Here is a 19,886-nt window from a genome sequence, read left to right as displayed (position 1 = left end):
CTCTCACTTGCAACATCAGCTGCGTTAAATTCACACTTACCCAGCGTGCTCGGGGCGCGCTGCGTCAAAAAAACTCCCCACACCTTACGTATTTTTAGGTAGTCAGTTATTGCGCCAAATCGCAAAATAACCTGGATTAACGTAGGGACTTAACGCTGGCGATGTTTTTCTGACCTCATCCGGTGAGAACTGCGGGTACAGACTCATCATGCACGGATTATTATCCCGCAGTTAACACAATGATTACAATCGATGTGAGTCGATCGGCTTATCATTGTGGGAAAATAGCTGCCCCCCCAGAAGCGATTTCCTTACTGCTCCCGTTGCCAGCCGCCGCATCATTGCTTAAGCTAGCGCCATTATGAACAGAGTAAGAATCCCCATTGCGCTGCAACAGGCGGTAATGCGCTGCCTGCGAGACAAATTGCAGCTGGCGCGGCAGCATTTTGCCGTCGAGTTCCCAGAGCCCAAGATCCTGTATCAGCAACGCGGTACCAGCGCGGGCACCGCCTGGCTGCAAGCCTGGGAAATCCGCCTCAACCCAGTGCTGCTGATGGAAAACCAACAACCGTTTATCGACGAAGTGGTCCCCCATGAGTTGGCTCACCTGCTGGTCTTCCGCCAGTTTGGCCGCGTGCCGCCGCATGGCCGGGAATGGCGCTGGATGATGGAAAACGTATTGCAGGTTCCCGCCAGCCGTACCCACCAGTTTGAGACCCGCTCGGTACAGAGCAAAACCTTTCCCTACCGCTGCGATTGCCAGCAGCATCAGTTGACCCTGCGCCGCCATAATCGGGTGATGCGCGGCGAGAGCGAATACCGCTGCCGCCAGTGCGGTGAAAAGCTGACATTTTCCGGTTAACCAAAGCCGTTAACAATAATATTTATAAGTTAAAACAATCTATTATCTCTATTTGCACCTGTCGGTGACTTCCGTTACCCTGCCTGCCTTTCCAATTTTGAGCTGTTTTGGAATATGCATCGCAAAATTTTATTTTTAGTCGTATTGACGGCCTCCAGCGGCACGCTAGCCAAGGGGATTAATAACTTTACCCAAGCCAAGGCTGCTGCCGCCAAAATCAACCAGGACGCCCCAGGCAGCTTTTATTGTGGCTGCAAGATCGACTGGCAAGGTAAGAAAGGTATTCCCGATCTCGCTAGCTGCGGCTATCAGGTCCGTAAAAATGCCCAACGCGCCGGGCGCATCGAGTGGGAACATGTGGTTCCGGCCTGGCAGTTCGGCCATCAGTTGCAGTGCTGGCAACAGGGTGGGCGTAAAAACTGCAACAAGGATCCGGTTTATCGCCAGATAGAGATCGATCTGCACAACCTGCAACCCGCCATCGGTGAAGTAAACGGTGACCGTAATAACTTTATGTACAGCCAGTGGCGGGGTGGCGAAGGGCAATACGGACAGTGCCAAATGAAAGTGGACTTCAAAAACAAGCAGGCCGAGCCACCGGCCCGTGCGCGAGGTGCGATCGCCCGCACCTACTTCTACATGCGCGATCGCTACCAGTTGCCGCTTTCACGCCAGCAAACCCAGCTGTTTGAAGCCTGGAACCGCCTGTATCCGGTCAGCGCCTGGGAATGTCAACGTGAAGCACGCATCGCCATAGTACAAGGGAATCACAACCCTTATATTCAACAGGCTTGTCAGCAGCAAAAAGGCTGACCTACTATAGTGCTTTCGCGCTGCCCATCGGCAGCGCCGTTTCATTGAGCCAGGATCTGACAATCATTATGCGTAAACCCCGCATTTACCATCCAGAGCCCTTGAGCGCCAGTGCAGAAATTGCATTGAGCGAGGATGCCGCCAATCATGTCGGCCGCGTGCTGCGGATGAGCGCCGGGCAGGCACTGCAACTGTTCGATGGCAGCAACCAGGTGTTTGAGGCAGAAATCACCCGGGTGGATAAAAAGAACGTGCTGGTTCAGATCAACGCCGGGCAACTGGAAGATCGCGAATCCCCCCTCAACTTACATCTTGGCCAGGTGATCTCCCGTGGCGAAAAGATGGAATTCACCATCCAGAAATCCATTGAGTTGGGGGTGAACGTGATCACTCCGCTATTTTCCGAGCGCTGCGGCGTTAAACTCGACGGTGAGCGCCTGGAGAAAAAGCTCCAGCAGTGGCAAAAAATCGCCATCGCGGCCTGCGAGCAATGCGGCCGCAACCGCATTCCGGAAATCCGCCCAGCGATGACTCTGGAACACTGGTGCGCCGAGCAGGACGATAGCCTCAAGCTGAACCTGCATCCACGCGCCAGCCAAAGCATCAATACCTTGCCGTTGCCGGTAGTCAGCGTACGTCTGCTGATTGGGCCGGAGGGCGGATTATCCGCCGAAGAAATTGCCATGACCACAGACTATGGATTTACTGATATCCTGCTGGGGCCACGCGTTTTGCGTACAGAAACCACCGCGCTCACCGCAATTACCGCTTTGCAGGTTCGTTTCGGCGACCTGGGCTAAGGACCTGTCTTCACAGGTTCGTAAGGAGAAGAGATGATCAAGCTCGGCATCGTGATGGACCCTATCGCATCCATCAATATCAAAAAAGACACCAGCTTTGCCATGCTGCTCGAAGCGCAGCGCCGCGGCTGGGAACTACATTATATGGAGATGAACGATCTCTATCTGCATGCCGGTGATGGCCGTGCCCGCACGCGCCTGCTGAACGTGAAAGAAGACAAAGCGAGCTGGTTCAGCTTTGGCAGCGAGCAGGACCTGGCGTTACAGGATCTGGACGTGATCCTGATGCGCAAAGATCCGCCGTTCGACACTGAATACATCTATGCGACCTACATCCTGGAACGGGCCGAAGTGAAAGGCACGCTGGTGGTCAACAAGCCACAGAGCCTGCGTGACTGTAATGAAAAGCTGTTCACCGCCTGGTTCCCGGAACTGACGCCAGACACCCTGGTCAGCCGCAGCGCTGCTCATATCCGCAAATTCCACCAGCAGCACGGCGACATCATCCTCAAGCCGTTGGATGGCATGGGCGGAGCCTCGATCTTCCGCGTGAAGCAGGACGACCCCAACCTGTCGGTGATTATCGAAACCCTGACCGAGCACGGTAGCCGCTTCTGCATGGCGCAAAACTTCCTGCCAGCCATCAAGGATGGGGACAAACGCATTCTGGTGGTGGATGGCGAACCGGTGCCTTACTGCCTGGCGCGTATCCCTGCCCAGGGCGAAACCCGTGGTAACCTGGCCGCCGGTGGCCGTGGTGAAGCGCGCCCGCTGAGCGAAAGCGACTGGAAAATTGCCCGCGCGGTTGCTCCAACGCTAAAAGAGAAAGGGCTGATCTTTGTTGGCCTGGACGTGATCGGCGATCGCCTTACCGAGATCAACGTCACCAGCCCAACCTGCGCCCGTGAGATCGAAGCCGCATTCCCGGTTTCCGTCACCGGCATGCTGATGGACGCCATTGAAAAACGTCTGGCCGCGAAGTAGGCAGACGACGCGCCCTCTCTCATTGGGAGAGGGCATGCATTTTACTTCCCAATTGAATTAACGCCATGAATTTACAGCACCATTTCCTGATTGCCATGCCCGCGATGCAAGATCCGCGCTTCAAACGTTCGGTGATATACGTTTGCGAACATAATGACGACGGAGCCATGGGATTAGTGATCAACAAGCCCGTGGAACATTTCACCGTGGAGACGGTGCTGGATAAACTCGACATCAAACCTTCACCGCGCGATCCGGCGATCAGCCTGGATAAGCCGGTTTTTGCTGGCGGCCCCTTGGCTGACGATCGCGGCTTTATTCTGCATACCCCACGCAAAGGCTTTGGTTCCAGCATTCAAATCTCACCGGCCACCATGATCACCACCTCAAAAGACGTGCTGGAAACGCTTGGCACGCCAGATCAACCCGCCGATGTGCTGGTGGCGCTTGGCTATGCGGGCTGGGAAAAGGGCCAGTTGGAACAAGAGCTACTGGAGAATGCCTGGCTGACGACCGAGGCTGACACCGACATTCTGTTCCACACGCCGATCGCCAACCGCTGGCGCGAAGCAGCCAACCGCCTTGGCATCGATATTCGCAGCATTGCCAGCCACGCAGGACACGCCTGATGACTAACCGCACCATTATCGCCTTCGACTTCGGCACCAAAAGCATCGGCGCGGCTATCGGCCAGGAAATTACCGGCACCGCTCGGGCGCTGGCGGCCTTTAAAGCTCAGGACGGTGTTCCTGACTGGCAGAAGATCGAACGCCTGCTGAAAGAATGGCAGCCAGACCTGGTGGTGGTTGGCTTACCGTTGAATATGGACGGCACCGAGCAGCCACTGACCGAACGAGCGCGTAAATTTGCCAACCGGCTGCATGGCCGCTTTGGCGTGCAGATTGCCCTGCATGATGAGCGCCTGAGCACCGTTGAGGCACGGGCCAATCTGTTTGACCATGGGGGATTCCGCGCATTGGATAAAGGCAGCGTCGATTCTGCCTCCGCCGTGGTTATTCTCGAAAGCTGGTTTGAGCAACATCCGGGCTGATTTTCCGTGCCGGGGCGAAGCGGCTGAACATGATCGCGCCAGCGGTCGGCACAACATCCTGCTCAGATTCAGGCAACTCAAGCGTATCCGGTAGCTCAAAGCTGTCCAACGTGAGGTTGTTTATGCGGTACGGTGTCAGATTGCTTATCAACGCATAGCCCCGCCAGTCGGTAGTTACACCATACTGATTATCGACGCCGATCCCCGGCGTACCCGGCACGCTGACGATAGCTATAGTCTCTCCTAACGTCTGCCCCAGCGTGATCCCTTCCTGATGCGCCATCAGGCTACCGGAGAGTTCCATATTCTGCTGGCGATACCCTTTGCCTTGAGAATAACCGGCCCGCACCTCGCCAGCGTTATATTGATAATTGCCGCTCACGTCCTTGCTGTTGCCGTATCGCTGGCTCTGACTGGTGCTGGCGTTGTAGCTCAGGCTATAGTCGGAAAGCAAGGTTCCGCTGACGCCTATCCGCCGGCTGTCGGTCCGATCGTTAGCCAGCGTATGATCGTAGTTCAGCTTCATACGTGGCACACCCAATGCACTCAACGGCAGCGAGACAGATAGCCCCAACTGGGCCTGTTCTTTGCCATACGAGGGGCGGTTATATTCCGCATACAGCGCAACGTCTACCTTACCCAGGCTGGAGCTGAAACCCATCTCGACGCTGGTCTCGCCTCTTTGATTACCCCGAGTGGCCTCTCGAACCAACGTCAGGTAGAGGCTGTCTGAATCGGACAGATACTGGTTATAACGCGCCTCCAGGCGATACTTTTTTTCCTCGTCAAAGTCACCGACAAAAATGCCGTCTTCCCAGTCCCACCAATAGGTGCTCTGCTGATCTATCGCCGTGCCAAACGTACGATAGCGCTGCCGCGGATAGTATTGTGCCATCAGGCTGAGGGAAGACTCCCAGGCAGGGAAAGCCTTGGCGTAACGCATACGCGCCATGCCGCCAGTGTCCGGCGCTGAACGCCTCGGCTGACGGGCAGATGAAAACGTGTAATCCGCCGAGATCGCCCCCCAGTGGTTAAGACTCTTACCAATCCCGACCGCCGCGCTGCGATAAATATCGGCCCCTTGGAAACCACCATATAGCGTAACCTTTCCCGGTAACCCGTAGCTAAGTGACGCCTGCGCAAAGCTCGGCTGATCCTCTTCCATGCCGTAGTAGGGTTGGTATTTACCCACCGTGGCGTCGTAGCGCCATTGGCCAACGTAAACCAGGTTAGGCATGGAGGAGTAAGGAATTTTTCGTTCAGTTTCAGTGCTATCACTTTCCCGTATTGTGACGGTAAGATCCCCCTCAATCGCGGGCGGATAGACATCTTTCAACACAAAAGCACCAGGGGAAACAAACGTTTGGTAGATCACTTCACCGTTCTGCCGCACTCTCACTTCCGCATTGCTGCGGGCGAAACCTCGGACCCAGGGCGAAAATTGCCGCAGGCCATCCGGTAGCATCCGGCTATCTGACACCAGGCTCATGCCACGGAAGCGGACGTTGTCGAATAACGCTGACGGCGTTACGCTGTCGCCTACGGTCAGTGTGGCGCGCCAGGCTTTGATATCACGATAGGCCAATGCCTTTTCAGTATGCCAGGTCGGCTCCCCCCAGGTATCTTTCTGATAAACAGGTTGATAACGCAGTCGCCAAGGGCCGATATTGGCCCCAGCGGTAACATCGGCATACAGGCTGTCGTGACGTTGCGCAGTGCGGTAGTTTTCACCCGCATAATGGCCATAATTAAACTGGTAGTTAACAAATGCCGCATTGATACCATCATCCCAACGGCCGGCTAGCTTGCTGTCACCCAGTAAGCTAGCCGGGATATCTACCGTCAGCAATTGTGCTATCGGCTCAAAGAACACCCCAATTTTTCGGGCATTCAATACGTCAGGCAGAATACAGCCCTCAGGGGTCGTTTCCATCACCATCGCAGCATCACGTATCCCCCACTCACGTAGCAATGGGGCATTAATACACGGCTGCTCATCCTCCCCCAGATTAACGGCCACCTCGCCCTTAAAGTTATCGTTAATAATAAGATAGACGTTATTTATTTCAGCCCTGGCACCGTTAACCAACAGGCCTAACGACATAATGGCAATATGAAAAGTGGGTTTCATTCGTTCCCTGAGTGCTAACCACAATATTTACCCAACACAAAAAGAGGCGCATCTGCGCCCCTTAATTACCAAATCATGGCTGCTTATTTCTGTGCCGCTGCCAGTTCAGCACGAGCCTGTTTCAGCTCTTGTTTGATTTCTTTTACGTCAGCCTGCTTTTCTTGCAGTTTTTTCTCGTACTTAGCCACTTTCTTGGCGTCGCCTTTAGCCTGAGCTTCGCGCAGGTCGGCTTTAATTTCCTGGACGTCTTGCTGCTTGTCAGCCAGTTTCTGTTCCAGCTTGGTAACTTTCTTCTGCGCGTCCTGCAGCACGCTGCCGTTGGTGCAATGGGCATTCACTTCGCTCAGAGCACGCTTCAGACCCGCTACGCGGTTGTAGTTACCGTACTTCTCAGCCTGCTGGATCTGATATTCGATCGCAGCACGTTTGGCATTACAGTCATAAGCCGCATTAGCCATGGTAGAGAAGCTAGCACCCAGAACCAGAACCAGTGGCAGAACCGCTAATTTAGTAATGTTTTTCATAATGTTATCCTTAAACGTCATTACACATGGGGAACACCACGCCCCCCTTCCTGTGCGGCAAAGAATAAGGTGAAGCGGATTACCTTAAAATCTACAAAAGCCTTAATCACTCTGTAGGAAGAGACTATTCTCCTGTAGTCCGCTGTACTTTCATTAGGGTGTTGAGCATCCGTTGCGCTTCCCCTAGCACCGCTGCTGCGGTTTCCAGTACGGGGTTGTCATGCAATGACTGACAAGCTTGATTCAATTTTTCAGCATTCACCAACCGGGCCGCACCGGCCAATTTATGAGCCAACGCCCGTATGCTTATCAGGTCCATCGGTTGTTGCTTCATGTCCATGGCAAGTTGCGTGCAGTCTTCCTGTAAACAATCCAGCAACGTTTGGATGAACTCTTGCAATACCTTTGGCTGGCGCAATTCCGCTGGCAAGTCTTCCACGTCAAACGCAGGCTCCTCTTCAGTGTTCCCCGCATCAGTCAGTGGCAGCGTAGACAATTTCGTTTTTAATATGCTCAGGTTAACCGGCTTGAACAGGCAGTCATCCATTCCCGCCTGCAGACATGCCTCCCGTGCACTTTCTTGCGCATTGGCCGTCAGCCCCCAGATCACCGTAGGAACGGACTGCTGTTCACGCTCGAGGTGCCTGATTTGGCGGCTCAGGCTGTAACCATCGCGTTCAGGCATCTGGCAGTCGGTGATAATCAGGTTGAAGCTCTCCTGCTCCAACAACTGCAGCGCCTGCTCCCCATCCCCCACCGCACTAGGCTGATGGCCTAGAAACTGCAACTGTTGGGTCAATAACATTCTGCCCGCAGGATGATCTTCAACGATCAGGACCCGCAGTTGGGATGGTGCCATCGGGGCTGGTTCCTCCAGAGGTGTTTGAGGGGGGAATTTCAGCAATCTCGGCACCGAAAGCAGCACGGTGACGTCGCTGCCAATCCCAACCTCACTGTTCAATGCGATGGTTCCCCCCATCATCTCCACCAGCTTGCGGCAAATATACAGCCCAAGCCCTGTCCCGCCAGCCTCTCCATTGCCCTGAGTAAAGGGTTGGAAAAGACGCTCTTGAGTGGCTGCATCAATCCCCTTGCCAGTATCAGAAACACGTAGCCGCAGATCCGCTCGTTCTTCGCTAATCTGATCGACCGCGACACTGAGCGTGACCTGCCCCTGCTCGGTAAACTTGATGGCATTACTCACCAGATTGGATAGCACCTGCTTGAAACGCATGGGATCAACTAACACATCGCCGGTGATCTCCGCGTCAATATCCAACCTGAACGCTAACCCTTTTTGGCGTGCCACACCGTCAAATAACATCGCCACGGCTTCAATCAGGCGACGGATATCTGCACGCTGTGGATGCAGGATCAGACGGTCCGCCTCAATGCGTGAGATATCAAGAATGTCACCAATCAAGGCCAGCAGAGAATGGGCGGACTCATGTGCAACGCTCAGCAGTTCTCGATCTAAAGCTTCCTCCCGCTGCGGGCGGTTCAGCAACAGTTCCAACATGCCGATAATGGCATTGAGCGGAGTGCGGATCTCATGGCTCATGGTGGCCAGGAAGGTGGTTTTAGCCCGGTTGGCACTGTCAGCACGCTCCTTCGCCTGCTGTAACTGAGCAATCAGGCGATCGCGTTCGGTCACATCGAACCACCCGCCAATTTTTCCTTCAGCACGCTGATCTTCAGTAATCAGCAATTGGCCCCACTGCTGCAAAATGCGCGACTGGCCCCCAAACTGCATAACAGATAAAACCGGTTCCTGCTCACCGCCCCGGCCAATATCCAACGCAACAGGTAACTGCAGTGAGTAGTTCTCCAGTGAGCTACCGATCACCGTCTCTGCAGGAACATTGATGGCATTAAAAAACGGCGTATTCGCCATCACTATCTGGTCTTTCAGATTGGTGATGTAAATCGGCAAGGGCACGCTATCGATGACCGCCTGGCAACGCTGCACCAGGCGGCGATTATTGCGCAACCGGCTGATAGCCAAGGCTATCACCAGCACTGCCAGCAACAGAACGATCAGTAACCACGCTGTGGAATAACAGTGGGCAAGCAATTTTCCATCACCCGGGGTCCCTTCAAGCAGGTAGGTATTGTTATACCAATTGCTGGTCATCGCATGGATATCCTCTGGGGGGATATTCAGCAATGCCTTGTCGAGGATGGTGGCGAGCGGGTATTCATTACCAGATACCCCAATGACAAAACGTGCGGGTTCAGCATCCAGAGCACTCAAAATACTCAGTCCTGAGGTGGGATCTCGGGCCAGAAAGTAATCGGCACTGATCATCGGCAATACCAGGGCCTCTACCTTCCCTGATCTTAACGCCGCAATACCAACCTGTGGCGAGCTTACGCCAATCACCCGGCTGGCGGGATACTGTTCCTGTAGCTGAGCCCGTAAAGGATGCCCTGCCACCAGAGCAATCAACTGAGGAGGATCATGCTTGGTTTGCTGCGGTATTCCCACCAACACCCAGGAATTAAATAAATAGGAGCGAGTCGTTAACAAACCGTTAGGCCAGATTGCATCCAGCGTTACGCCAGCCACAATGTCGGCTTTGCCTGCTTTGATGGCATTCAACGAGTCTTGTAGTGAGTCTGCCCGGATAATCTCAAACTTCAGACCGGTACGGCTGGAGATTGCATCCATCACATCTGCAGTCAGACCACGGAACTCGCCCTGTACATCGAAGAAACCTAAAGGAGCAAAATCACCATTGACCACCACCCGTACGCTGGGGTGTTCTTCAACCCACTTTCTTTCCAGAGAGGTGAGCAACAGGTGCTCTTCCCCTAGAGACATGGGGATACCCCCATTCCAACGGCTTTGTATCTCTGCGTGCGTACTTTCGGGAATCTTGGCCAGCACGGCATTCAACACCCGCTGCAGGCGCACATTCTTTTGCGCCAGACCAAAGGAAAAACCCTTGATATCCTGCGGTGGCAGCAGTTGCATGCGCAGATTATTCAGATTGCCCTGGTTGATGAGATAACGGGCGACCTTGGCATCTCCGATAAAAGCATCCAGCTTTTTAAATGACAGCGCCTCCAGCGCCCGACGTGGGATATCAAAAACCTGGTACTCCGCAGCGGCAAAACGTTCGGTCAGCTTCTGATTGCCGCTATAGAGGCGCTCAATGGCGATATTTTTTAGCGGACGCTGTTGCAGCAGACTGTCGGTACGCATGATCAGTGCCGGGGAGGCAAGCACATAGGGAGCTGAAAGCAGCAAACCAGGATCGTCTTGGCTTTTTACCGCAACATTGCCGATCAGATCCACCTTCCCTGTGGCCAGATCGTGACGTAAGGTTGCGCTATCCTCGTAGTAACGCACTTTTATCTGCACGTTCAGGTTATAACCGACAGCCCCCAGATAGTCAGCATTGATGCCGCCATAATCCCGCGTACCATTGGTGATATCAAAAGGAGGGTAATTCGGGGCCGCAATGCCGAAAACCAGCACACGTTTGCGGCGCAGCCATTGCCAATCCTCACTGGTTAAATCAGGCTCAGATAATTGGATCTGGCTGCGACTAAGCAGGTTAATTTCACGGAATGCCTGAACGTCCTCTGCAGAAACACCAAAGCAAAAAAACAGCAGCAAGATAACGAATTTATTTACCATCAGAACACTCATCCTGATGATGATAAAAATTAACTAACTCCTCAGGATGACTAACTTTTAATTTTTCCATCAGACGTGTCTTATAAGTGCTGATAGTTTTATTGCTTAGGATCAGGCGATCGGCAATTTCCTTATTACTAAGCCCCTCGGATAAGTAACGCAACACCGTCAATTCACGATCGGAAAGGCGAGTCAGTATATTCTTATTCTGTAGCGGAGCAGTCAGCAATGGCAATAGAGTAGCCTGCGGAAAACAAGCATAGCCTTGCAGTACCAATTGGCACAACGGAGCCAATTGACTAATGTCCTGATCTTTGTTGAAGAAGCCGCGAGCTCCGGCCCGTAACGCTCTTTCTGCATAACTCTCTGCGGGTAGGCTCGTGTAGACAACCACTTTGATATCGCTATCTACTTGGCGAATATGCTGTAAAATCTGCAGCCCATCCATTTTGTTCAGCATGATATCCAGGATCACCAACTGCGGCGTACTTTCCTTTATTCGCGCCAGGGCGTCCAAGCCGTTGGTGGCAGTAAGAATTGAATTATCACCTAATGGAGATAAAATTGCTTTCACAGCGAAACAAATTGCGGGGTGATCGTCAACAATCAGCCAGGAACTCATAAGAATATCCTTATCCTAATACTAATCCTAAAAGTAACAGCCAAAAGATAGCTGCTTAATACTGCAACGGGGTTCGCACTTAAGTTACCAATATACTTCGCTCTCGCACACAACCTCTGTGCTATTGATTACAATTAAAAATAAGGGGGAGAATAGTTAATTGATTGTGGCATTATAATATTCCCTGCGCAACACGCTGTTGCAGACCCTGTTCAAAAGTTTGCATGCCTGACTGCGCACCGGTTTGCAATACGCTGACCAACTGATGAGTTTTCCCTTCGCGGATCATGCTGCTCACCGCCGCCGTGGCCGTGAGGATCTCGTAAATGGCAACACGCCCTCCCCCGGGCTTGCTCAGCAGCTTTTGGGCGATCACCGCCTGCAGGCTACTGGCCAACTGAGCACGAACATAGGCTTTCTCTTCCGCCGGGAAAACATCCACCAGCCGTTCCACCGCCTGTGGCGCGCTGCGGGTATGCAAGGTGGCCAAGACTAAATGGCCGGTTTCTGCCGCGGTCAACGCCAGCCGAACGGTGGTGGTATCACGCAGTTCCCCCAGCAGGATCACGTCTGGATCCTCACGCAGTGCGGCCCGCAACGCATCGTCAAAACTGTGGGTATCCCGCCCTAACTCGCGCTGCTGAATCAGGGAACGCTGGCTACGATGGATAAACTCGATCGGATCTTCCAGCGTGAGGATATGGCGGCGCTGATGCCGATTAATAAAGTCGATCATCGCCGCCAACGTGGTCGACTTGCCGCTGCCGGTAGCGCCGGTGACAAGTATCAAGCCATCTTCGCGCTGCAGCAGCGCCGGAATAATTTCCGGGGTGGTCAGTTCGGCCAACGTGGGGCACTGGCTGGCGATCCTGCGTAACGCCACGGAGACCCCGGTATTCTGCAAAAAGAAATTGGCACGCAGCCGGGTGCCACCAGCAAGGGCTAACGCCAGATCGAGCTGCCCCACCTGCTGGAGTTGTTGCCACATCGTCTTCGACAATTGCGCTTGGCACCATGCCTCCATCTGCTGTTGGGTAAGGATTTCCCCGCTTTCCACGGCCTGGAGTTCACCATCGATACGTAACATTGGCAGATGGCCGGTACAAAGGTGCAGATCGGAGGCATTATGCTTTACACTAAGAGCCACAAATTCATCGATATCCATATCAATCTCCCGGGTTAATCATGAGCACTATCCAACAGAATCTGCAGGATGTCAGGAGCCGTATTGCCGCGGCCGCTCAAGACTGCGCACGCATTCCAGAAGAAGTGACATTGCTTGCAGTCAGCAAAACCAAACCTGCGGAGGCGATCGCACAAGCCATCGCCGCAGGCCAGCACGCGTTCGGCGAGAATTACGTGCAGGAAGGGGTAGACAAGATCCAGTATTTTGCCCAGCGACCTGAAGGGGCTGGATTGGAATGGCACTTTATCGGCCCGCTGCAATCCAATAAAAGCAGGCTGGTGGCAGAGCACTTTGCCTGGTGCCACACCGTTGACCGCTTGCGTATTGCCCTACGCCTGAGCGATCAGCGCCCCGCAGAAATGCCGCCGTTAAACGTGCTGATCCAGATAAATATCAGTGACGAGCAGAGTAAATCTGGCATTGTATTGAGTGAGCTGCCAGCGCTGGCCGAGGCGGTAGCCGCATTGCCTAACCTGTGCTTGCGTGGGTTAATGGCCATCCCAGCACCAGAACACGACTATCAGCGCCAGCTGGCGACATTCGGCCAGATGAACGACGCTTTCCAGGAGCTCAAGCAGCGCTATCCGCAGGTGGATACGCTGTCGATGGGCATGACAGATGATATGCAGGCAGCGATCGCCGCTGGCAGCACGATGGTTCGTATCGGCACCGCAATTTTTGGTGCCCGTGACTACTCGCACACCACCGTATAACGAGGATTTGATGCAACATCGCAAAATTACCTTTATTGGTGCCGGTAATATGGCTCGCGCTATCATTGCGGGCCTGGTCGCCGGTGGCTATCCGGCAGCCGCCATCAGCGTTTGTGCGCCGTCAGCAAAAAACCGTGACGCCCTGGCCGCCGAATATGGCATCAACAGCAGCGCAGACAACATCACCTGTGCACAACAGGCCGACGTCGTGGTCCTGGCGGTGAAACCGCAAATGATGGCGCAGGTTTGCTTACCTTTACAGGAACAGGTCGATTTCTCCGGTAAACTGGTGCTGTCGATCGCTGCGGGTATTCTGGTGAGCCGTTTCTATCAAATGCTTGGTGAAGGCTTGAACATCGTGCGCATCATGCCCAATACCCCTTCATTAGTGGGTAAAGGGATGAGCGGGCTGTATGCTCCCGAGCAGGTTAGCCAACTGGATCGTGATTACACCCGCGATCTGATGAGTTCGGTGGGTAAAGTCTGCTGGGTCGATGACGAAAACGGCATTAATGGCGTGATTGCCGCCGCAGGCAGCGCACCGGCCTATTTCTTCCTGTTTATGGATGCCATGCAACAGGAAGCCGAACGTATGGGGTTCAGCAGCCAGGCCGCGCGCGATCTGGTGCAGCAAGCCGCTATCGGGGCTGCGGCATTGGCCGCCGCTAATCCGGAGATCTCGCTAACCACTCTGCGTGAGCAAGTGACCTCCAAAGGGGGCACTACCGCCGAGGCGTTGCGGGTATTCAACGAACAACGGTTGCCAGAGACCGTTGCCAAAGCCATGCAGGCCGCTGTTTCCCGTGCGCAGGAAATGGAAAAATCATTTTAACTATGCCCGATGAGTTTCAGGCCGCCAAGGTGGTCTGAAAACCAAGGGGATAACCCAGAAGTTAAGGAGAAGGGTAACTTACATGCTAACGCTGACTTTCCTGGTCAAAACCGTCGTTGATATTTACGTGATGGTGCTGCTGTTGCGCATCTGGATGCAACTGACGCGCACTGACTTTTATAACCCGTTTTCACAGTTTGTGGTGAAAATCACCCAGCCGATCGTCGGCCCACTGCGCCGCATCGTTCCTTCGATGGGGCCGGTAGATAGCGCCTCATTGCTGTTGGCATTCCTGCTGATGACCATCAAATATCCGCTACTGCTGCTGATCCAGAGCGGTACCCTGTCACTCAGCCTATACAACTTGCTGTTTGGCCTGATTTCTCTGATCAAATCCGTCGGCTACCTGATCTTCTGGGTGATGATCATTCGCGCCTTGATGAGTTGGATCAGCCAGGGACGCAGCCCGATTGACTATGTGATGTTCCAGCTTACCGAGCCGTTGATGGCCCCTATCCGCCGCGTGATCCCGGCGATGGGCGGCATTGATTTCTCCGCGATGGTAGTGATCCTGATCCTGTATCTGATCAACTACCTGGGGATGGATCTGTTTGGCGAGCTCTGGTTCCTGCTGTGAGTGCAGTCACTACGCACCTGGACGGGCTGGTGGTCAAGCTATATATTCAGCCCAAAGCCAGCCGCGATCAGATTATTGGCCTGCATGGCGACGAGATAAAAGTCGCCATCACCGCACCGCCGGTTGATGGCCAGGCCAATGCCCATCTCATCAAGTTTATCGCCAAGCAGTTCAAAGTGGCGAAAAGCAACGTGCTCATAGAGAAAGGCGAACTGGGGCGGCACAAGCAACTGCGCATCCTCAACCCGCAACAGATCCCGGACGTCATCACGGCGCTGATCGAATAATTTCAAGGTATCTATATATGCAAAAAATCGTTCTTGCCACCGGCAACCCCGGCAAAGTGCGTGAACTCGCCGAACTGCTGGCCGATTTCGGCTTTGACGTGGTAGCGCAAACCGAGCTTGGCGTAGACTCCGCCGAAGAAACCGGCCTGACGTTTATTGAAAACGCTATTCTCAAAGCCCGCCATGCTGCGCAAATCACCGGCCTGCCAGCGATTGCCGACGACTCTGGCCTGGCGGTCGATGCCTTGGGCGGCGCTCCGGGTATCTACTCTGCCCGCTACGCCGGTTTAGAGGCCAGCGACCAGCAGAATCTGGACAAGCTGCTGGTGACGCTGAAAGACGTACCTGCGGGCAAGCGCGGTGCTCAATTCCATTGCGTGCTGGTGTATATGCGCCATGCAGAAGATCCCACCCCGCTGGTATTCCACGGTTGCTGGAACGGTGAGATCACTTTTGAAGCGGCCGGCGTTGGCGGCTTCGGTTACGATCCGATCTTCTACGTACCAGATTTGGGCTGCACAGCAGCAGAGCTGACGCGGGAAGAGAAAATTGCCATTTCCCACCGTGGCAAGGCGTTGAAGTTGATGTTGGAAGCGATGCGTAATGCCAGCTAACAGCGTACAACTGCCCCCGCTCAGCCTGTACATCCATATTCCCTGGTGCGTACAAAAGTGCCCATACTGCGATTTCAACTCACATGCCTTGAAGGGCGAAGTCCCGCACCAGGAATATGTCGATCATCTGCTGGCAGATCTGGATGCCGATTTGCCGCTCGCCAGCGGTCGTGCAATCAGCACCATCTTTATCGGTGGTGGTACGCCGAGCCTGTTGAGTGCCGAAGCCATGCAAGCGCTGCTGGATGGCGTGCGGGCGCGCATTCACGTCGAGGATGACGCCGAGATCACCATGGAAGCCAACCCAGGCACCGTGGAGGCCGATCGCTTTAGCGGCTACCAGCGCGCCGGGGTGAACCGCATCTCGATTGGCGTACAAAGCTTTAGCGCCGAGAAGTTAACCCGTCTGGGGCGCATTCATGGCCCGGATGAGGCCAAACGCGCGGCGCATCTGGCAACCGGCCTGGGCCTACGCAGTTTCAATCTGGACCTGATGCATGGCCTGCCGGATCAGTCACTGGAAGAAGCGCTGGACGACCTGCGTCAGGCTATCGCTCTTAATCCGCCGCATCTGTCCTGGTATCAACTCACCATCGAGCCAAATACCCTGTTCAGCTCACGCCCGCCGGTATTGCCGGATGATGACGCACTGTGGAATATCTTTGAACAAGGCCATGAGCTGTTGAGTGCCGCCGGTTATCAGCAGTACGAAACCTCTGCCTACGCCAAACCGGGTTATCAGTGTCAGCACAACCTCAACTACTGGCGCTTTGGCGACTATCTGGGGATTGGTTGTGGCGCACACGGCAAGCTGACCTTTGCCGATGGCCGCATTCTGCGCACCGCCAAAACCAAGCATCCGCGCGGATTTATGCGGGGTGACTATCGGGACAAGCTGCATGAAGTCGAGGCGCACGATCGGCCATTCGAGTTCTTTATGAACCGCTTCCGCCTGCTGGAAGCTGCGCCACGCGCCGAGTTCGCCCAATATACCGGGCTGGATGAGAGCGTGATCCGCGCACCATTGGACGAAGCGCTAGCTAAAGGCTATCTGCAAGAGACGCCAGAGTATTGGCAGATCACCGAGCATGGCAAACTGTTCCTTAATTCGCTGTTGGAACTTTTCTTGCCGGAAGAATAGCTTAGGTAGAATTGCAGGCTCAACTGTCACACGCTTATCTGGCAGGGGTAATAGGTTCCGTCGAGTTAAGAGTGCAACGCTTAAAACAACGGAACCTGTTGACGTCAAACCTTAGTTCAGTGCCTTAACCAGATCCTTACGCTGGGTTTCCAGAGCCGTTACGCGCTTACACACGTCGCGACCAAAGTTCTGGAAATCCTGCTCCTGATTATTCCATTCGTTCTTGATGGCCTGCTGTAGCCCACCCAAGTTGCCCATGATCGCCTGCAACGGGTTGCCATTGCTGTTGGCAACCTGCTTGACGCCCATTTCGTTCAGGCTGTCCTGTAATACGCCGCCCATGCTCTGCTGCACGATATTGCGGCCATCCTGCTCCACCTGAGCAATCGCCTTGTGGTGGAACGTGAGACCGTCGCTGCGATGTTCGATGATACGGTTCATCTGCTGCTTCAACTGATCGTTGAGCGTGGTCAGGCGGTTACGCACGTTGCTGTCAGTACCCAACTCCTGAACGATGACTTTATCCAGCGCTACCCGCGCCTTTTCCAGATGCTGCTGCGCGCCCTGATCGATCCAAGGTAAATCTTTGCGCAATGCGTTCTGGTAGCTGAACGCCTTTTGGCGCTGGTTATCATTCAGGCTCAATGCTTTGCCATCACGAGTGACGTCACCGTCGGCGGTGATTTGCAGGTTACCGCCAGCCCCCACCACCTGCACGGTCTGTGGGCTGATAATCACGTCATCCTGTGGCCTGACGCTGCACTGATACTCGGCATGCGCCTGTGAAGCCGTTAACAACAGCAAGGCCAATCCGGTTCTCTTTAACATAGTTTCTCCTGACTCCCTTCCAACCGCATGTGCGATGGAGTTAAAAAATCGAACGGCTAATGCGTTGAGACAACAGTTCTAGTGCAGCAGTTCCCGCCAATGAGTTACCGGATGCATCCAGCTCCGGCGACCAAACGACAATCGACAGTTCATCAGGGACGATGGCGATAATCCCGCCGCCCACTCCCGACTTGCCCGGCATGCCAACCCGATAGGCAAATTCGCCAGCGCCATCATACATACCGCTGGTCATCATCAGGGCGTTAATTTGCCGGGCCTGCAAGGGGCTGATCACCTCTTCACCATCAAGCGTTCGGCCCTGGTTAGCTAGGTAGACAAAGCTGCGTGCCAGCTCAACGCAGCTCATCCGTAACGCGCAGTAGTGAAAATAGGTTTGCAGCACGGTCAGCACGTCATTGTCGAAGTTACCGAACGACTTCATCAGATAGGCGATGGCGGCATTGCGATCGGAATGCTCAAATTCGGAACGCGCCACGCGAATGTCATACGACAGATCATCAACGCCTGCCAGTTGGCGCACCACTTCCAACATCCGCTGCTTGGGAGCACTCAGCCGGGTTTGCAGCATATCGCATACCACCAGCGCTCCGGGGTTGATAAACGGGTTGCGCGGTTTGCCCTGTTCCATCTCCAACTGCAGCAGCGAATTAAACGGCAGGCCAGAGGGCTCTTTCCCCACCCGCTGCCAGATTTCACCTTCCTGATAACGCGTTAGCGCCAGCGTCAGGCTCAATACCTTGGAGATCGACTGGATCGAAAAGCGCTCCGTCGCGTCCCCGGCCTGAAACAGCTCGCCGTCAACGGTACAGACGGCGATCGCCAGCCGATCGGCAGCAACTTCCGCCAGCGCGGGAATATAGTCTGCAACCTTGCCTTGCCCAATCAACGGGCGTACCTGTTGCAGGATCTCCTCCAGCAACGCGTTATCTAATGTTGTTACCACCGCGCTCACTACTCCAGAAAGGACACCAGATAAAACAAAGGTGCCATTAAGGCACCTTCGGCAATGCTAATCGGACGGGATCAATCCCACCAGATGTCGAACAGATCGCTGGTTTTCACATCATTCAGCTTACGTGCTTCCAGCCAGTTTTTGATCAGCTCACGGTGTTCTTCGGTGCAATGACCAATCTTCTGCAGGCAGATCAAACCTTCCCACTGCAGGTAGCCACTACCGTCAAACGCCAGGCCGTTCGGCTCGATCACTTCATCGATAAACGCGTCCAGGGTGCTGTCGATATCTTCAACGGCGGTCCCTTCGGCAAAACGCCAGGCGACGGAGAAGCCCAGTTCCTGAAACTCTTCGATATGCAACTTTTTACGTAAACGACGACTACGGTTCTTAGCCATTATTCCATCCTCTCAAACATCAAATCCCAAACGCCATGTCCCAGACGCTGGCCACGTAATTCAAATTTTGTCAGCGGACGCGAGTCCGGACGCGGTACGTAATCATTGCTCTCGGAGAGATTACGGTAACCCGCGCTGCTGCTCATGACTTCCAGCATGTGTTCCGCATAGGGTTGCCAGTCGGTGGCCATATGGAATACGCCACCGACTTTTAATTTGCGCTGCACCAGCTCAACAAACGGCGTCTGTACGATGCGGCGTTTGTTGTGGCGCGCCTTGTGCCACGGATCCGGGAAGAACAGCTGCACCATATCCAGTGAAGCGTCCGGGATCATATTCTGCAAGACTTCTACCGCATCGTGGCACATCACCCGCAGGTTGGCCAACTCCGCCTCATGGGCATCGGCCAGACAGGCACCCACGCCCGGCGAATGGACCTCGATCCCCAGGAAATTCTGCTGCGGGTTATTGCCCGCCATGGTGACCAGCGAAGCCCCCATGCCAAAACCAATCTCCAGCACGGTTGGCGCTTCACGACCAAACAGCGCGGCGATATCGACAGGTTCAGCCTGATATTCCACGCCCATCACCGGCCAATAGTTGTCCAGCGCCTGCTGCTGGCCTTTGGTCAACCGCCCCTGGCGGCGAACAAAACTGCGGATACGGCGCATCGCGCGGCCGTTCTCATCAAATTCTGGGGAGATGACGTCATTAATCATAGTGCTTTCTGTCTATTTGGCTGCCAATTAGGGGAACGCGCATTATGCAAAGATACCTTGCTTTAGCAAGCGTTCATCATCATACCGGATGTGCTACTGCGGAAAGTTCCGGTTTACAGCACCAT

21 protein-coding genes are annotated in these 19,886 nt (G+C 54.3%); 12 read left to right on the top strand and 9 right to left on the bottom strand.

Annotated elements, in window-relative coordinates:
• Window positions 1-361 precede the first annotated feature (361 nt).
• The 6 genes from JHD74_RS11310 to ruvX all read left to right on the top strand — a co-directional run bounded on the left by JHD74_RS11310 (window position 362) and on the right by ruvX (window position 4,510).
• Window positions 362-862, top strand: coding sequence for a SprT family zinc-dependent metalloprotease (locus JHD74_RS11310; protein WP_021806282.1), 501 nt, complete (start codon window positions 362-364; stop codon window positions 860-862).
• 114 nt (window positions 863-976) lie between these two features.
• The gene (gene endA, locus JHD74_RS11305) at window positions 977-1,675 is read left to right on the top strand and encodes a deoxyribonuclease I (protein ID WP_024528353.1); all 699 of its coding nucleotides are present in this window, start codon (window positions 977-979) and stop codon (window positions 1,673-1,675) included.
• A gap of 68 nt (window positions 1,676-1,743) precedes the next feature.
• On the top strand, window positions 1,744-2,475 hold the full coding sequence (gene rsmE / locus JHD74_RS11300) for a 16S rRNA (uracil(1498)-N(3))-methyltransferase (RefSeq protein WP_024528354.1): 732 nt from the start codon (window positions 1,744-1,746) through the stop codon (window positions 2,473-2,475).
• 33 nt (window positions 2,476-2,508) lie between these two features.
• On the top strand, window positions 2,509-3,459 hold the full coding sequence (gene gshB, locus JHD74_RS11295) for a glutathione synthase (RefSeq protein ID WP_024528355.1): 951 nt from the start codon (window positions 2,509-2,511) through the stop codon (window positions 3,457-3,459).
• 65 nt (window positions 3,460-3,524) lie between these two features.
• Window positions 3,525-4,088: a YqgE/AlgH family protein gene (locus tag JHD74_RS11290; protein WP_024484035.1), complete on the top strand. Its 564-nt coding sequence runs from the start codon at window positions 3,525-3,527 to the stop codon at window positions 4,086-4,088.
• The gene (gene ruvX / locus JHD74_RS11285) at window positions 4,088-4,510 is read left to right on the top strand and encodes a Holliday junction resolvase RuvX (protein ID WP_021179674.1); all 423 of its coding nucleotides are present in this window, start codon (window positions 4,088-4,090) and stop codon (window positions 4,508-4,510) included. The genes JHD74_RS11290 and ruvX overlap by 1 nt, the downstream gene beginning before the upstream one ends.
• Here the strand turns inward: ruvX and JHD74_RS11280 are convergent.
• The 5 genes from JHD74_RS11280 to JHD74_RS11260 all read right to left on the bottom strand — a co-directional run bounded on the left by JHD74_RS11280 (window position 4,473) and on the right by JHD74_RS11260 (window position 12,598).
• Entirely contained in the window at window positions 4,473-6,641 is a 2,169-nt protein-coding gene (locus JHD74_RS11280; protein ID WP_199062731.1) for a fimbria/pilus outer membrane usher protein, read from the bottom strand. The genes ruvX and JHD74_RS11280 overlap by 38 nt on opposite strands.
• Window positions 6,642-6,724: 83 nt before the next feature.
• Window positions 6,725-7,165, bottom strand: a complete 441-nt coding sequence (locus JHD74_RS11275) for a DUF1090 domain-containing protein (RefSeq protein WP_024528357.1) — start codon at window positions 7,163-7,165, stop codon at window positions 6,725-6,727.
• 124 nt (window positions 7,166-7,289) lie between these two features.
• On the bottom strand, window positions 7,290-10,811 hold the full coding sequence (locus JHD74_RS11270; RefSeq protein ID WP_199062730.1) for a transporter substrate-binding domain-containing protein: 3,522 nt from the start codon (window positions 10,809-10,811) through the stop codon (window positions 7,290-7,292).
• Entirely contained in the window at window positions 10,801-11,433 is a 633-nt protein-coding gene (locus tag JHD74_RS26970; protein ID WP_074029622.1) for a response regulator transcription factor, read from the bottom strand. The genes JHD74_RS11270 and JHD74_RS26970 overlap by 11 nt, the downstream gene beginning before the upstream one ends.
• Window positions 11,434-11,605: 172 nt before the next feature.
• A complete protein-coding gene (locus tag JHD74_RS11260; RefSeq protein ID WP_024528360.1) occupies window positions 11,606-12,598 on the bottom strand; it encodes a type IV pilus twitching motility protein PilT in 993 nt (330 codons plus the stop codon).
• Between the two features lie 20 nt (window positions 12,599-12,618).
• Between JHD74_RS11260 and JHD74_RS11255 the strand changes: the two genes are divergently transcribed.
• The 6 genes from JHD74_RS11255 to hemW all read left to right on the top strand — a co-directional run bounded on the left by JHD74_RS11255 (window position 12,619) and on the right by hemW (window position 16,843).
• Window positions 12,619-13,332, top strand: coding sequence for a YggS family pyridoxal phosphate-dependent enzyme (locus JHD74_RS11255; RefSeq protein WP_024528361.1), 714 nt, complete (start codon window positions 12,619-12,621; stop codon window positions 13,330-13,332).
• 10 nt (window positions 13,333-13,342) lie between these two features.
• Window positions 13,343-14,164, top strand: coding sequence for a pyrroline-5-carboxylate reductase (gene proC / locus JHD74_RS11250; RefSeq protein ID WP_024528362.1), 822 nt, complete (start codon window positions 13,343-13,345; stop codon window positions 14,162-14,164).
• Window positions 14,165-14,246: 82 nt separating this feature from the next.
• Window positions 14,247-14,801 carry a YggT family protein gene (locus JHD74_RS11245; protein ID WP_021179666.1) on the top strand — a complete coding sequence of 185 codons (555 nt, stop codon included), beginning with the start codon at window positions 14,247-14,249 and terminating at the stop codon, window positions 14,799-14,801.
• Window positions 14,798-15,088 (top strand): DUF167 family protein YggU, encoded by a 291-nt coding sequence (yggU, locus tag JHD74_RS11240; RefSeq protein ID WP_199062729.1) that lies wholly within the window; start codon window positions 14,798-14,800, stop codon window positions 15,086-15,088. The genes JHD74_RS11245 and yggU overlap by 4 nt, the downstream gene beginning before the upstream one ends.
• Window positions 15,089-15,105: 17 nt before the next feature.
• Window positions 15,106-15,702: an RdgB/HAM1 family non-canonical purine NTP pyrophosphatase gene (gene rdgB / locus JHD74_RS11235; RefSeq protein ID WP_115159327.1), complete on the top strand. Its 597-nt coding sequence runs from the start codon at window positions 15,106-15,108 to the stop codon at window positions 15,700-15,702.
• Complete coding sequence (gene hemW, locus JHD74_RS11230; protein WP_161711671.1) at window positions 15,692-16,843, top strand: radical SAM family heme chaperone HemW; 1,152 nt, start codon at window positions 15,692-15,694, stop codon at window positions 16,841-16,843. Before rdgB ends, hemW begins: the two co-directional genes overlap by 11 nt.
• Before the next feature lie 111 nt (window positions 16,844-16,954).
• Here the strand turns inward: hemW and JHD74_RS11225 are convergent, their stop codons facing one another.
• The 4 genes from JHD74_RS11225 to trmB all read right to left on the bottom strand — a co-directional run bounded on the left by JHD74_RS11225 (window position 16,955) and on the right by trmB (window position 19,761).
• Window positions 16,955-17,671, bottom strand: coding sequence for a DUF2884 domain-containing protein (locus JHD74_RS11225; RefSeq protein WP_065684559.1), 717 nt, complete (start codon window positions 17,669-17,671; stop codon window positions 16,955-16,957).
• Between the two features lie 40 nt (window positions 17,672-17,711).
• Window positions 17,712-18,635 (bottom strand): glutaminase B, encoded by a 924-nt coding sequence (gene glsB, locus JHD74_RS11220; protein WP_024528367.1) that lies wholly within the window; start codon window positions 18,633-18,635, stop codon window positions 17,712-17,714.
• Window positions 18,636-18,715: 80 nt separating this feature from the next.
• Window positions 18,716-19,042, bottom strand: a complete 327-nt coding sequence (locus tag JHD74_RS11215) for a YggL family protein (protein WP_024528368.1) — start codon at window positions 19,040-19,042, stop codon at window positions 18,716-18,718.
• Entirely contained in the window at window positions 19,042-19,761 is a 720-nt protein-coding gene (gene trmB / locus JHD74_RS11210; protein ID WP_021806299.1) for a tRNA (guanosine(46)-N7)-methyltransferase TrmB, read from the bottom strand. The genes JHD74_RS11215 and trmB overlap by 1 nt, the downstream gene beginning before the upstream one ends.
• Window positions 19,762-19,886: the final 125 nt, after the last annotated feature.

This window comes from Serratia sp. ASV30, from assembly GCF_016428815.1.
Classification (GTDB): Bacteria; Pseudomonadota; Gammaproteobacteria; order Enterobacterales; family Enterobacteriaceae; genus Chania; species Chania fonticola_C.
The sequence above is the reverse complement of the archived record's forward strand: the minus strand, read 5'-3'. Positions and strand labels throughout refer to the sequence as shown.